This is a genomic window from Lutibacter sp. (genome assembly GCF_046055765.1).
GTDB lineage: Bacteria > Bacteroidota > Bacteroidia > Flavobacteriales > Flavobacteriaceae > Lutibacter.
In genome coordinates, this window is sequence record NZ_JASFZF010000123.1 from 17203 (window position 1) to 32408 (window position 15206).

Below are 15206 nucleotides of genomic sequence, written 5' to 3' on the forward strand. Positions count from 1 at the left end.
TTAAAATTTAAAATTAATTTGAGCTCCAACAACTGTTCTATTATTAGTTGTATTTTTAATTAATTTTGGATTAATCGTTAAATTATTATCTACATTGTGCTGAAGTAAATGTGCATTTGTACTAGCTTCAATTATTTGTAAAATATACAAACCTACAGTTACTAGCAATGATAAATCTCTATCTTTTTTATATCCTTTTTGAGCTGAAATAAGTGCGTCTTCAGATAAAAAAGGATTACCATTTAACCCGTCAAATTCGTCAGGCTTACCATTAATTCGTAATTTAAATGCAGTTCTGGCTCTATTGTAATTATTATTATTAGAACTATAAAAATATACTCCCGATCCAAGTGCAGCGTAAACAAATGGAATTTTCCAATATTTTTTATTATAAGCTTGTCCTAGACCTGGTAAAATTGCCGAATAAAATGCTGCTTTTGAAGGTGCAAGAGGGTTATAAATTATTGCATTACTAAACATGGTATCTTTAACAATTAGGATTCCGTTTTCTTGAGAAAAAATATTAGATACAGAAAAAAATGTAACTAAAATATATATATATAAATATTTTTTTAACACTATTCAAGTAATTTTTTTATTCTATTAAAATCTTCTTCAGAATGAAAAGGAATAATAATTTTACCTTTATCTTTTCCAGCTAATTTAACATCAATTTTGTGCCCAAAATATGCACTAATAGTTTTTAATCCTTTTGAAATAAATTTAGGTGTTTCAACAACAGTAGTTACTTTTTTTGTTCTTACAGAACTTTCACCTTTTAACTCTTTAACTAATTGCTCAGTTTGACGTACAGATAATTTTTGTTGAATTATTTTCCCATAAATATTTAATTGATCTTCATAGTTTTCAATATTAATTAAAGCTCTACCATGTCCCATAGATAAAAAGCCATCTCGCATACCTGTTTGTACAATTGGATCTAATTTTAATAATCGTAAATAATTACTAATAGTTGAACGTTTTTTACCTACACGTTGGCTCATCTCTTCTTGCGTTAAATCAATTTCGTCAATTAAACGTTGATAAGATAATGCAACTTCAATAGGATCTAAATCTTTACGTTGTATATTTTCAACCAATGCCATTTCAAGCATTTCTTGGTCGTTTGCAATTCTTATATAAGCTGGAATTGTGGTATTGCCTATTAATTTTGCGGCTCTAAATCTTCTTTCTCCAGAAACTAGTTGAAATTTGTCACCTTCTAATTTTCTTACAGTAATTGGTTGAATTACTCCTAGTTCTTTAATAGAACTTGCTAATTCCTGTAAAGCTTCATCATTGAAATAACTTCTTGGTTGGTAGGGGTTTACAGCAATAAAATTTAATTCAAGTTCAACAATATTTCCAACTATTTTATCAGCATTTTTATCTTTTGCTGAGCTAATATCTAAACTTGAATCTTTTAATAAGGCAGATAATCCTCTTCCTAGTGCTTGTTTTCTAACTGCTTTTGCCATCCTTATTATGTTGTTTTAATAATTCGTTAGCTAAATTAATATAATTAACAGCACCTTTACTTGTTGCATCATAAGCAATAATACTTTCGCCAAAACTTGGAGCTTCACTTAATCTTACATTTCGTTGAATGATGGTTTTAAAAACCATATTTTGAAAATGTTTTTTCACTTCTTCTACAACTTGGTTTGATAGGCGCAGGCGAGAATCGTACATGGTAAGTAATAAGCCTTCAATATCTAAATTAGTATTGTGTATTTTTTGAACACTTTTTATAGTGTTTAATAATTTACCTAAACCTTCTAATGCAAAATACTCACATTGTATTGGTATTATTACCGAATCTGCTGCTACAAGTGCATTTAATGTTATTAAGCCAAGTGATGGAGCACAATCAATTAAAATATAATCGTAGTCATTTTTTATTTCAGCAAGCGCTTCTCTTAATTTAAATTCTCGTTGGTTTTTATCAACTAATTCAATTTCAATAGCAACTAAATCTATATGAGCTGGGATAATATCTACATTTGGGGAAGTTGTAGCTACAATTGCTTCTTTTGCTGAAATTGTATGTTCTAGTAATTGATAACTTCCATTTTCAACTTCTTCAACAATAATTCCTAGACCTGATGAAGCATTCGCTTGTGGATCCGCGTCAATAAGCAGTACTTTTTTTTCTAGCACACCTAGAGCGGCTGCTAAATTAACGGTTGTTGTAGTTTTACCTACACCACCCTTTTGATTTGCAATTGCAATAATTTTTCCCATTTAAGAATATAGCATTATATGAAGATGTAAAAATACAATTATTTATGGTTTTTAAAAGCGAATAATGTTAACAAAGAGATAAAAAACAAGAGAGGTTGAAAATTTTCAACCTCTCTTGTTTTTGCTAGTTTTTAGAAGGTATGTTTTCTAAAATAGTTAATAAATATTTCCAAAACTTTTGAGCCGATTTAATATTTGCTTTTTCATCTGGTGAATGAGCTCCTTGAATAGTTGGCCCAAACGAAATCATATCCACATCGGGGTAGTTTGTACCTAAAATACCACACTCTAAACCTGCGTGACAGGCAACAACATCAGCTTTACTATTAAACATTTTTTCATAAGTTTCAGTTAAAACGTTTAATATTGGTGAGTTTACATTGGGTTTCCATCCAGGATAAGAACCTGAAAGTGTTACTTGGTAACCAGCTAATTCAAAAGCAGCTTTTAAGGTATTTGCTAAATCGAATTTTGAAGTTTCTACAGATGATCTTGTTAAACACAAAATTGTAATTTCTTCATCTTTTACAATTACCCGTGCTACATTATTTGAAGTTTCAACCAAACCTTCCATATCATTACTCATTCTATACACACCATTATGTGCCGCATAAATTGTATTTAATAATGTAATTTGACTTATGGTAGTCATTACTTTTTTTGGAGTGTCTGTTTCTGTAATCGAGATATTTATATTTGGATCTACTTTTTTAAACTCTTGTTTAATTTCGTTTACAGCTTTAATTATTTTTTTTAAGAAACTTTCTTTTTTAGCATTATAAACTGATATTATAGCAAAACTTTCTCTTGGAATAGCATTACGCAAACTACCACCATTTATTTCCGAAATTCGTATTAATTCTTGAGATACATACAATAAGCGGTTCATTATTTTATTGGCGTTTCCAAGTCCTTTATGAATATCCATTCCAGAATGTCCTCCATTTAAACCAGTTACAGAAATTGAAAATCCGGTACTATTTGATGGTGTATGAACTTCATGATATACATTTTTCACAGTAACATCAATACCGCCAGCACAGCCTATATCAATTTCATCATCTTCTTCAGTATCTAAATTTAATAATATTTCACCATCTAAATAGCCGGCTTGTAAACCCATAGCACCAGTCATACCAGTTTCTTCATCAATAGTAAATAATGCTTCAACGGCAGGGTGGTTAATTTTTGTTGAAGCTAAAACACTCATAATTGCAGCAACGCCAATACCGTTATCTGCACCTAATGTTGTACCATCTGCACGAACCCAACCGTCTTCAACTTTCATTTTAATACCTTCAGTATCAAAATCAAAAACTGTATCGGAGTTTTTTTGGTGAACCATGTCTAAATGCGACTGCATTACAATAGTTTTACGGTTCTCCATACCTTTTGAAGCAGGTTTTTTAATAATTACATTTCCAACATGGTCTACCACTGTTTCAAGGTTTAATTTTTTACCAAAATCAACCATAAATTGTATTACTTTCTCTTCTTTTTTTGAACCTCTTGGAACAGCATTTAAGTCTGCAAAATTATTCCAGAGTTCGTTGGGTTCAAGTGCTCTTATATCTTCATTCATTTTTATAAATTTGATTTATTATTATTCTATTTCTATGATAGTTTTATTTAAGGGTTTTCTTACTTTTTTTAGATTATTCATTACATCGTCACTTGCTCTATAACCAACAGGAAGTAATAAAACAGATTTTAAATTTAAGCTTTTTAAATTTAATAGTTCATCTACTTTTTCTGGTACAAATCCTTCTAAAGGACAGGCATCAATTTTTTCAATAGCACAAACGGTCATTAAATTACCTAAAACTATGTAGGTTTGATAAATTGCAGAAAGTTGTTTATCTTCTAATGTTTTATTCTCATACATCCCAATTAGTTGTTTTCTGAAGTCAGCAATCACATCTTCATCAACATTTCTAATTTCTTTTTCTAAATCAAAATAGGCGTTAATAGCTTCACTTGTTGTATCATTTTCAATACATAAAACTAATAAATGTGAAGCATCTGCTACTTGACGCTGAAAATAAGAGAGTTCTACAAATTTTTCTTGAAGTTCTTTATTAGAAATTACAATCATTTTAATTGGTTGTAATCCAAATGAAGTTGGTGTTAAATTGAACGCATTTTTAAGGGTTTCAACTTGTTGTTTTGTAAGTATTTTTGATGGGTCAAATTTTTTAGTTGCATAGCGCCATTCCAAGCTTTCGATTATGTTCATTTTAATAAAATTTATGCTTACAAATTTAATTTAAAAATACGGAAAATAGGTTAAATAAAGTATTCAATTTTCATAACTAAAAGTTAATGTTTACTTTTAAATAATTAAAATTGCTATGAAAGAAAATTTACTTCATTTTATATGGAAACTTAAGCTGTTTTCATTTAAAAACTTGAAAACTACTAATGGTGAAATCGTTGAAATATTATTAGTAGGGAATGAGAATAGAAATACCGGTCCAGATTTTTTAAATGCGAAAATTAGAATTAATAGGCAACTTTGGGCTGGGAATATTGAAATTCATGTAAATTCATCTGATTGGTATCTTCATAAACATGAAATAGATGAGAATTATGATTCCGTAATTCTTCACGTTGTTTGGGAACATGATGTTGAAATTTTTAGAGAAAATAATGATAAAATTTCCACACTTCAATTAAAAAACTATATTTCAAAAGAATTATTAAGTAACTATAATCAACTTTTTAGTAAAAATAAAAAGTGGATTAATTGTGAAAATGATCTAAAATCAATTAATGTTTTTACTTTTGAAAACTGGTTAGAACGACTTTATTTTGAGCGCTTAGAGCAAAAATCTAAATTTGTGAAGCAATTATTGTTAGCAAATCAAAATAATTGGGAAGCAACGTTGTTTGTTTTAATGGCAAAAGGTTTTGGATTAAAAGTGAATACTGAAGCATTTGTTAATTTTGCTAGATCTTTTGATTTTTCAATTGTAAGAAAAATTTCAAATAATGCTGTTCAATTAGAAGCTTTATTTTTTGGTCAGGCAGGATTATTTTCTACTAAAAATGAAGCTGTTTATTTTGATAAATTACGAAAGGAATATGAATATTTGAAAGTTAAATTTAATTTAAAACCAATTGCAAAAGGACAAGTTCAATTTTTTAGATTGAGGCCTAATAATTTCCCAACAATAAGATTGTCTCAATTAGCATTTTTATATCATAAATTTCAAAACTTATTTTCGAAAATTATTGAAACTGAAAATCTTGACGAGTTTTATAAATTATTTGAAGTTACAACATTTCCATTTTGGGAAACACATTATACTTTTGAAAAACAATCGAAAAAAAGAACAAATAAACTTTCAAAATCTTTTATAGACCTTTTATTGATTAATGCCATAATACCTTTAAAATTTGTATATCTTAAAAGTTTAGGGAACAATGATTTTAGTTCGCTATTTTTAATTAGCGAACAAATAGCCCCTGAGAAAAACACTATTATTTCTAAGTTTAAAGAGTTGGAAATTACAACTTCAAATGCATTTAAAACACAAGCTTTACTTCAATTAAAAAATGAATATTGTAATAAACAATTATGTTTACAATGTGTAATTGGAAGAGAAATACTTAAAAATTAATTAGAAGGGTACTATTTTTTAATTGAACATAAATAGTTTTATTATTGTATGTTAATACAAAACTACTGTGTAAAATAGATTGGATTTTTAAGAGGCCATTTCTAGTTTTAAAATTTTCAATTGTGGTGTTTTGAGCCCGATTTATGTTAGAAAAAAGCAACAAAAAAACTACTGAAATTGTATTTCATAAATGAATATCTTTAAAATTTATCTAAATTAATTTTAATTAGTTAATTATTTCTTGTAAAAGTCTTTTACCCAAGCAACCATTTGATTTTCAGTTAAAAGTTTGGAATTAAAGACACCAACTAACTTGTTAGTGAGTTGTAAATTTTTGGAAAGTTCTTTTTCAAAAATATTTTTCATTTTTGATGGGCCAAATAATACTACCGATTCACAATGTTGAACTTCTTTTAATAGGCTCTTAATAAATTTGTTGGTTTGCTCGTTTCTTTTATTTAATTTATTCTTCTCAAAAGTCATATACTGACCTCCAAACCTTCCAAATTTTTTAGATTCACCAGGAACACGCTCTCTGGTTTCAATATCCGATTTAATTATTCTAATAGCGTGTTTATTATTTGATAATTTAATGATAACAGCTTGTTTTGTGTCTATCCATATTCCAATGTTTTGTTTCATAATTGTATTTTTGTAGATTAAACAATTGGTAATTAAGTATATAGTGATTTACTAGTATAAATTTACAAAAAAAAAGGTTACAACTTTATTGAAATAAAAAAAAGCTGTTACAAAAGTAACAGCTCCTTAGCGTAGTTAAATAAATTGTATTCTAGAAACAATATTTATTTTCTGCAATCACTTTTTCTGCAATTATTTTACGTAATGCTATAGGATTTGGGTTATTTACATATTTTGTAAAACGTTTTAATCCCATTAACATCATACGTTGTTCGTCACCTTCAGAAAAATAGGCGATTGCTTCTTTACCAAAACTAGTTGTTTTTTCAACAGCGTTGTACAAATTTAATTTAGCCATAGCAATTTGTTGTTCAACAGCTTTTTCGGATGTTGATTTAGCAATTTTTTCTGCTTTTAATACGGCAGATTCTGCCATATAAACTTCAATCATAATTTCAGCAGCAGCTAAAATTAATTGTTGATGGTTATCTAAATCAGCTCCATAAGTTTGTACAGCTTTACCAGAAATCATTAAAAATGCTTTTTTTAATTTTGAAATCATTGCTTTTTCTTCTGATAGTAATTCAGAAAAATAAGGAGTATCAAAAGAAGGAATTCCAAGTAAACTGTTTCCAACTTCCATTGCAGGTGTTAATAAATCAATTTCTCCTTTCATTGCTTTTTTGAGCAACATTCCAACAGTTAATAATCGGTTTATTTCATTTGTACCTTCATAAATTCTAGTAATACGAGCATCTCTCCATGCACTTTCCATTGGTGTATCTTTAGAGAATCCCATTCCTCCAAATATTTGAATACCTTCATCTGAAACAAATTGTGAAACTTCAGAACCAAATACTTTTATAATTGCGCATTCAATTGCATATTCACTAAAAGCAGTTAATTCAGCTTCTTGATGAGATTTACCATCAGCTAATAAAGCATCAATCATATTTTGAATATTTTTTGCTGCTCTGTACGAACCAGCATCCGCAACAAAAGTTTTTGTACTCATATCAGCAATTTTCTTTTGAATGGCTCCAAAACTTGAAATTGGTGCTTTAAATTGAAAACGTTCGTTTGCATATTTTATAGATTCAGTAATAATTCTACGACTGGCATCTAAGCAAGCTGCACCTAATTTAATACGACCAACATTTAAAGAGTTTAATGCAATTTTAAATCCGGCATTTCTATCGGATAGCATATTTTCTACAGGTACTAACGTGTCATTAAAAAACACTTGACGTGTAGAAGAGGATACAATTCCAAGTTTGTGCTCTTCTTCACCTAATGTTACACCGTTAGGGTTCTCTTTATCAAAATCTAAAATAAAAGCTGTGATATTTTTATCATCTTCAATACGCCCAAAAACAATAAAAACTTCTGCAAAACCTGCGTTTGAAATCCACATTTTTTGTCCGTTAATTTTGTAGTGTTTACCATCAGCAGTTAATTCGGCTGTAGTTTTACCTGAATTAGCATCACTACCAGCTCCAGGTTCCGTTAAACAATACGCACCAAATTTTTCACCAGAGGTTAAAGCAGGTAAATATTTTTGTTTTTGTTCTTCAGTTCCATATAAGAAAATTGGCATGGTTCCAATTCCGGTATGTGCACCAAAAGCAGTTCCTAATGAACCTGTTGCAGACGAAATATAGTCAGTTACCAACATTGTTGATACAAATCCCATTCCTATTCCACCATATTCTTCAGGTATTGAAACACCTAAAAATCCCATTTCACCAGCTTTACGCATTATTTCTTCAGTTAAAGCATAATCTTTGTTTTCAAAACGTTCTTTCAAAGGCCAAACTTCACGGTCTATAAATTCAATTACCGCATCTTTCATCATTTTTTGTTCTTCATTGAACTCTTCTGTGATAAATATATCTTCTGATTTAATTTCTTTAATTAGGAATTCACCTCCTTTAATTGTTGCCATTTTAAGTTACTATTTAATTTTTAGATATTTTATTTTAATAATTCGTAAACTCCAGCTGCACCTTGACCAGTACCAACACACATTGTTACTATTCCATATTTGTTTTTTCTTCTGCGCATTTCATTAAATAATTGTACCGAAAGTTTAGCACCTGTACAACCAAGTGGGTGTCCTAGTGCAATTGCTCCACCGTTAACATTTACAATTTCTTGATTGATATCAAGTTCTCTCATTACTGCTAATGATTGTGATGCAAAAGCTTCATTTAATTCTATTAAATCAATATCATTTAATGTTAAATTTGCTTGTTTTAAAGCCTTAGGAATTGCTTTTACAGGACCCATTCCCATAATACGAGGTTCAACGCCAACAGCAGCAAATGAAACCATGCGTGCAATAGGTTCAATGTTTAACTCTTTTACCATTTCTTCACTCATAATTAATAAAAATGATGCTCCATCACTCATTTGAGATGAGTTTCCGGCAGTAACACTTCCCCCGTTTGCAAATACAGGTCGTAATTTAGATAAGGCTTCAATTGAAGTTCCTTTACGAGGTCCTTCATCAGTAGAAACGGTATAATTTTTCGTTTGTTTTTTACCATTACTATCTATAAAAATATTTTCTACAGTAATTGGAACAATATCATCATTAAAAGTTCCATTTGCTTGAGCTTTCAAAGCTTTCATATGTGATTTAAATGAAAATTCATCTTGATCTTCACGTGAAACTTTAAATTGTTGAGCAACAGCTTCAGCAGTTAAACCCATTCCCCAATAATAATCTTCATGACCTTCTTTTGCCGATTTATAATTTGGAACGGGGCGATAACCACCCATTGGTATATAACTCATACTTTCTACACCACCAGCAATAATGCAGTCTGCCATTCCAGATTGAATTTTAGCAACGGCAATACTTACAGTTTCTAATCCAGATGCACAATATCTGTTTACAGTCATCCCTGGAACATCTTCAATTTTTAATCCCATAAGAGAAATTAACCGTCCAATATTTAAACCTTGCTCGGCCTCAGGCATTGCGTTACCAACAATTACATCATCAATTCTATGTTTATCTAGTTGTGGAACATCTTTTAATAAATGTTCTATAGTTTCAGCGGCTAACTCATCAGGTCTTTTAAATCTAAAAACACCTTTTGGAGCTTTTCCAATTGCTGTTCTATATCCTTGTACTATATATGCTGTTTTCATTTTTTAGTTTCTTAAAGGTTTACCAGTTTTTAACATGTGTTCTATACGTTCTAATGTTTTACGCTCTCCAAATAAACTCATAATTGCTTCACGCTCAATATCTAACAAGTATTGTTCAGATACGTAGGTTGGTTCAGATAAATCTCCACCAGCCATTACATAACCTAGCTTATTAGCTATTTTTTTATCGTGTTCTGAAGCATAATGTCCTTTTTCTAAACTATCAGTTCCCACTAAAAACATACCTAAAGCTTGTTGTCCGTAAACCAGTGCTTTTTTAGGCACGGGTTGTGTATATCCGTCTTCAAGCATTTGGATTGCATGACGTTTAGCTGTTGCAATTTGACGATCTTTATTAACCACAACTAAATCTTTATGTTCTTTTAAAAATCCTAAATCAAATCCTTCATGAGCAGAAGTTGCAACTTTTGCCATTGCAATATTGATGAAATAGTCGCGTAATTTATTTAGTTTAACATCGTCTTTTAAAACTCCTTCAGAAGCTCTTAAAGCCATTTCTTTTGAACCAGCACCTCCAGGAATAATTCCAACACCAAATTCAACTAAGCCAATATATGTTTCAGCTGCTGCAATTACTTTATCTGCATGTAAACTCATTTCACACGCACCTCCAAAAGTAAATCCGTGTGGTGCAATAATAGTTGGGCACGATGAATAACGTAAACGCATTACGGTATCTTGGAAATATTTTACAGACATATTTAATTCATCATATTCCTGTTCAACAGCCATCATAAATGCCATGGCTAAATTTGCGCCAACAGAAAAGTTTGGAGCTTGATTACCTAAAATAACAGCATCGTATTCAGTTTCAGCTAAATCAATACCTTTATTTATTGCTTGTAAAACTTCACCTCCTAATGTGTTCATTTTAGATTGGAATTCGACATTTAAAACACCATCTCCTAAATGTTGAATTGAAGCACCTGCGTTTGACCAAATTGTTTTTGATTCTCTAACATTATTAAGAATGATGAAACTATCTTGTCCAGGAATTTTTTCTTGAGTTTTTGAAGGAATTGAATAGTAATATTTTGCTCCTTCTTTTACGGTATAGAAATTTTTATTTCCATTTTTAAGCATTTCAGTTATCCAACTAGCTACAGAAATATTTTCGGCTTGCATTAATTCTATTCCTTTTTCAATACCAATAGCATCCCAAATTTCAAAAGGACCATGTTGCCAACCAAAACCAGCTTTCATAGCGTCATCTAAACGGTATAATTCATCTGAAATTTCAGGTATTCTGTTTTGAACATAACCAAACATTGAAGCGAAATTTTTTCTATAAAATTCACCCGCTTTGTCTTTACCTTTTACTAAGACTTTAAATCTATCAATAACATTATCAATAGTTTTTGTCATTTCAAGCGTTGCAAATTTTGCTTTTTTGCTTGGGCTATATTCTAAAGTATCTAAATCTAAAGATTGAATAGATTTTTTACCGTTTTCTACTACTCTTTTATAAAACCCTTGTTTAGTTTTACTACCCAGCCATTTATTTTCCATCATAGTATTGATGAAACTAGGAAGTTTAAATAATTCATGAGCTTCATCTTTTGGACAATTCTCATAAATTCCGTTTGCTACATGAACTAAGGTATCTAAGCCAACCACATCAACAGTTCTAAATGTTGCAGATTTTGGTCTACCAATAACTGGTCCGGTTAATTTATCTACTTCTTCAACTGTTAATCCAAGTTCTTTTACTTGGTGGAACAAACTCATAATACCGAAAATTCCAACTCTATTTCCAATAAATGCAGGTGTGTCTTTTGCTAAAACCGAAGTTTTCCCTAAGAATTTTTCACCATACATCATTAAAAAGTCTGTAACTTCTTGTTTACAATCTGGACCTGGAACTACTTCAAAAAGTTTTAAATAGCGAACAGGATTAAAAAAGTGAGTTACAGCAAAGTGCTGTTTAAAATCATCACTTCTGCCTTCATTCATAAATTTAATTGGAATACCTGAAGTATTTGAAGAAACTAGTGTACCTGGTGTACGATGTTTCTCTATTGATTCAAAAACTAGTTGTTTAATATCAAGACGTTCAACAACTACTTCAATAATCCAATCAACATTCTTAATTTTTGAAATATCATCTTCTAAATTTCCGGTAGTAATTCTACTAGCAAATTTTTGGTTGTAAATAGGTGATGGTTTTGATTTTAATGAAGTTTTTAAGCTATCATTAACCAATCTGTTACGTACTATACTATCTTCAAGTGTAAGTCCTTTTGCTTTTTCTATGGCATTTAATTCTCGAGGAATAATATCGAGTAGCAAAACTTCTACACCAATATTTGCAAAATGACAAGCAATGCCTGATCCCATAATACCGGAGCCAATGACTGCTACTTTTTTTATTGGTCTTTTCATTGTTTACTGGTTTTTATATTTTTATTTGTTGGTTCAGTTTAAAAAATCTTTTTATTTGTTATTAAATTGTTTATAGTTTCTGTGACTTCAAAAAAGTTTTTTATTTTTTCTTCTGAAATATGTTTTTTAACTGTTTCATTGAATTGAGTTACATGTTGTTTAGAAATATTTCGTTTTTCTAAACCAAAATCAGTAAGTTTAATTAGAACACCTCGTCCATCATCTGGATTTTTTTCTCTATAAATAAACCCTTTTTCTTCCATATTTTTTAAAATACGTGAAAAACTTGTAGGTTCCATTCCCATTAGTGGACCGAGTGATGTAGATGGAGTTCCATGTTTTTTATCAACTTTTAATAAAACAAAAGCCATAGCCATAGTGCTTTCGTGTTTGGAGGCTTGTTCATTATACATTTTAGCAACTGCCAACCAAGTAGCTCTAAGTGCATGATCTATTGTTTTTTCTTTTTGCATTGTTCAAATATATAAAAAAATACTATGCGTGCATAATAAATTTTAAAAAAATATTTTGTGTAACGATTTTACTTGTTTTATTTAAAAAAAAAGAATAAGTTTAAAAATAATAAACACAAACTTAAATTATGGGAGCAAAAGAACTTATAGGGAAAATAATTAAACAAGAAAATATTGATACAATAGATGTAAATAAAATTCCTAAAACTTTTGTAATTAATGTTCCTGACCCTTATAAATCTTATTATAGCAGGTTTACGGATATTGATAAACCAGTAGCTGTAATTTTTGTTACGAAATCAATTAATTCATTTGAAAAAATTTTACGTGTAACAAAAAAAATTAATGATACCTATAATTTGGAATTAGAGGGTGCAAAATGTGAAGTGACAATAAAATCTAGAAAGTTGAATGGAGTTAGAGTAAGAGGAATGAATAGGTTTACTGATGTAGCTCAAGTTCAACAATATTATCATGATGAGGGCTTTGGGTTTGTAAAAAGTGAAAAATTTAGCGATACTGAAGCTGTAATTCGAATTAATAGGTTTTTTGAAATAGAAGAATTAGACAAAGGTATTTATAAATCTATTATAGAAGATGGCGTATTTTATGTTGAGTTACCAAAATTTATCAGCTGGGAAGAATTTAAAAGAATTACTATAGAAGTAAAAAATAATATGACAGATCGTAGTTTTGATATTGCAAAAGGAATTTTATATGTGAATGGAGGAATTACAGAAATTGTTCGTGTGGTAAAACCAAAAGCTACTATTGATTTACTAAAAACAATACAGCAAAAATATATTGATAGGTTATAATAATTTTAGTAAAAGTTTAACCGAATTCTAATAAATTAAAATTATTTTCGTTCCTTGAATCAAAATCTAAAGAATGAAAAATATTTTAACAGTTGATAATGTTTGTAAAAATTATGGAAATTTTACAGCATTAAATAACGTTTCTATTTCAGTACCTGAAGGAAGTGTGTTTGGATTATTAGGTCCAAATGGTGCTGGTAAAACATCTCTAATTAGAATTATAAATCAAATTACATTACCAGATAGCGGAACCATTTATTTAGATGGTGAACCATTGCAACCACATCATATTCAGAATATTGGATACTTACCTGAAGAACGTGGATTATATAAAAGCATGAAAGTTGGTGAACAGGCATTATATTTAGCACAGCTAAAAGGAATGTCTAAAGCTGAAGCAAAAAAGAAATTGCATTATTGGTTTGAAAAATTTGAAATTACCGATTGGTGGAATAAAAAAATTCAAGAATTATCAAAGGGAATGGCTCAAAAAGTACAATTTATTGTAACAGTGATGCACGAACCAAAATTATTAATTTTTGATGAACCCTTTAGTGGTTTTGATCCTATTAACGCAAATTTAATCAAAGATGAAATATTAAAACTTAGAGACAACGGTGCTAGTATTATTTTTTCTACACACAGAATGGAATCAGTAGAAGAATTATGCGATCATATTGCATTAATCAACAAATCGAACAAAATATTAGATGGTAAATTAAATGATATTAAACAAGAATATAGAACTAATCAGTTTGAAGTAGGACTGTTAAGTAATCAAAAAGAGAAACTTTTTGAGGATATAAATTCTAAATTTAATGTGGAAAATTCAAAATCACCGTCATTTAATAATGATTTACGTCTTTTAATAAGTTTAAAAAAAGGAGAGACTTCAACAGAAATGATTCAGTTTTTAAATAATAAAGCTCAAATTACACATTTCACAGAAGTTATTCCAAGCGTAAATGATATCTTTCTAAAATCAGTAGCTAACAATGGATAAATTAAAATTAATTATTAAGAGAGAGTTTTTAGCAAAGGTTAAAAACAAATCATTTATCATATTAACATTGCTAAGTCCGTTATTAATGGTTGGACTTTTTTCATTAATAATTTTTCTAAATGAAAAAAACAGCGAAGAAATAAGAAAGGTAGCTTTTGTAGATGAATCTGAAAAATTGACAGCAGTTTTTGAAGATTCTGAAACAACAAAATATGTGAATTTGACAGCGTTGGGGTTGGAAGTTGCGAAAAATAAAACTAAAGAATTCTATTATGGTTTAATTTATATCCCAAAAAATGATAGCTTAATAAACCTTTCAAAAGGAATTCAATTCTATTCAGAAGATGCACCTAGTTTATCTTTATTATCAGGGATTGAGGGTAGAATAGAAAAGAAAATTAGAAATCTTAAAATAGAACAACTTCATGTAGATGTTGATAAAATAAAGGCAACAGAAACAACTGTAGATATAGCATCTGAAAATTTCTCAGGTGAAAAGTCATCTAAAATTGGAAGTATGTTGCGAATGGCTGCTGGTGGTGGTTTTGGGTATTTAATTTTTATGTTCATTATTATTTATGGCACATCGGTAATGCGAAGTGTAATTGAAGAAAAAACAAGTAGAATTATTGAGGTCATAATTTCATCAGTAAAACCATTTCAATTAATGTTGGGTAAAATAATTGGGAATGCTTTAGCGGGTATTTTACAATTTATTATTTGGATGATTTCAGCCGGTTTGTTAATGTTTGTAATTACATCTATTTTTGGGATAGAAGCAGCTAGTTCAAGTACAAGTATTGGGCAAATGAACCCTGAAATAGTTCAACAAGTTCAACAA

The 15206-nt window shown here is 29.5% G+C and carries 14 protein-coding genes; 4 read left to right on the forward strand and 10 right to left on the reverse strand.

The window, feature by feature from the left end; translation table 11 throughout:
• From QM495_RS11815 to QM495_RS11835, 5 genes are all read right to left on the reverse strand, one after another.
• A complete protein-coding gene (locus tag QM495_RS11815; RefSeq protein ID WP_408672320.1) occupies nucleotides 1-579 on the reverse strand; it encodes a DUF5683 domain-containing protein in 579 nt (192 codons plus the stop codon).
• Complete coding sequence (locus tag QM495_RS11820) at nucleotides 579-1478, reverse strand: ParB/RepB/Spo0J family partition protein (protein ID WP_408672321.1); 900 nt, start codon at nucleotides 1476-1478, stop codon at nucleotides 579-581. The genes QM495_RS11815 and QM495_RS11820 overlap by 1 nt, the downstream gene beginning before the upstream one ends.
• Entirely contained in the window at nucleotides 1462-2244 is a 783-nt protein-coding gene (locus QM495_RS11825; protein ID WP_408672322.1) for a ParA family protein, read from the reverse strand. Before QM495_RS11825 ends, QM495_RS11820 begins: the two co-directional genes overlap by 17 nt.
• Before the next feature lie 124 nt (nucleotides 2245-2368).
• Entirely contained in the window at nucleotides 2369-3826 is a 1458-nt protein-coding gene (locus tag QM495_RS11830) for an aminoacyl-histidine dipeptidase (protein ID WP_408672323.1), read from the reverse strand.
• A 21-nt stretch (nucleotides 3827-3847) separates the two neighbouring features.
• Nucleotides 3848-4480, reverse strand: a complete 633-nt coding sequence (locus tag QM495_RS11835; RefSeq protein WP_408672324.1) for an NAD(P)H-dependent oxidoreductase — start codon at nucleotides 4478-4480, stop codon at nucleotides 3848-3850.
• Nucleotides 4481-4595: 115 nt separating this feature from the next.
• Between QM495_RS11835 and QM495_RS11840 the strand changes: the two genes are divergently transcribed.
• Nucleotides 4596-5867, forward strand: coding sequence for a DUF2851 family protein (locus tag QM495_RS11840; protein ID WP_408672325.1), 1272 nt, complete (start codon nucleotides 4596-4598; stop codon nucleotides 5865-5867).
• 234 nt (nucleotides 5868-6101) lie between these two features.
• Here the strand turns inward: QM495_RS11840 and QM495_RS11845 are convergent, their stop codons facing one another.
• From QM495_RS11845 to QM495_RS11865, 5 genes are all read right to left on the reverse strand, one after another.
• A complete protein-coding gene (locus tag QM495_RS11845; protein ID WP_408672326.1) occupies nucleotides 6102-6509 on the reverse strand; it encodes a hypothetical protein in 408 nt (135 codons plus the stop codon).
• 151 nt (nucleotides 6510-6660) lie between these two features.
• Complete coding sequence (locus QM495_RS11850) at nucleotides 6661-8454, reverse strand: acyl-CoA dehydrogenase family protein (protein WP_408672327.1); 1794 nt, start codon at nucleotides 8452-8454, stop codon at nucleotides 6661-6663.
• A 29-nt stretch (nucleotides 8455-8483) separates the two neighbouring features.
• On the reverse strand, nucleotides 8484-9668 hold the full coding sequence (locus QM495_RS11855; RefSeq protein ID WP_408672328.1) for an acetyl-CoA C-acyltransferase: 1185 nt from the start codon (nucleotides 9666-9668) through the stop codon (nucleotides 8484-8486).
• A 3-nt stretch (nucleotides 9669-9671) separates the two neighbouring features.
• Entirely contained in the window at nucleotides 9672-12071 is a 2400-nt protein-coding gene (locus QM495_RS11860; protein WP_408672329.1) for a 3-hydroxyacyl-CoA dehydrogenase/enoyl-CoA hydratase family protein, read from the reverse strand.
• A 38-nt stretch (nucleotides 12072-12109) separates the two neighbouring features.
• Nucleotides 12110-12544 (reverse strand): MarR family winged helix-turn-helix transcriptional regulator, encoded by a 435-nt coding sequence (locus tag QM495_RS11865; protein WP_408672330.1) that lies wholly within the window; start codon nucleotides 12542-12544, stop codon nucleotides 12110-12112.
• Nucleotides 12545-12672: 128 nt separating this feature from the next.
• On the opposite strand from QM495_RS11865, the gene QM495_RS11870 reads away from it, so the two are divergent.
• The 3 genes from QM495_RS11870 to QM495_RS11880 form a co-directional block, all read left to right on the forward strand.
• Nucleotides 12673-13362 carry a hypothetical protein gene (locus QM495_RS11870; RefSeq protein ID WP_408672331.1) on the forward strand — a complete coding sequence of 230 codons (690 nt, stop codon included), beginning with the start codon at nucleotides 12673-12675 and terminating at the stop codon, nucleotides 13360-13362.
• A gap of 73 nt (nucleotides 13363-13435) precedes the next feature.
• Nucleotides 13436-14365, forward strand: a complete 930-nt coding sequence (locus QM495_RS11875; protein ID WP_408672332.1) for an ABC transporter ATP-binding protein — start codon at nucleotides 13436-13438, stop codon at nucleotides 14363-14365.
• Nucleotides 14358-15206: ABC transporter permease (locus QM495_RS11880; protein ID WP_408672333.1), on the forward strand; the 849-nt coding region annotated here is incomplete at its 3' end. The genes QM495_RS11875 and QM495_RS11880, both read left to right, overlap by 8 nt.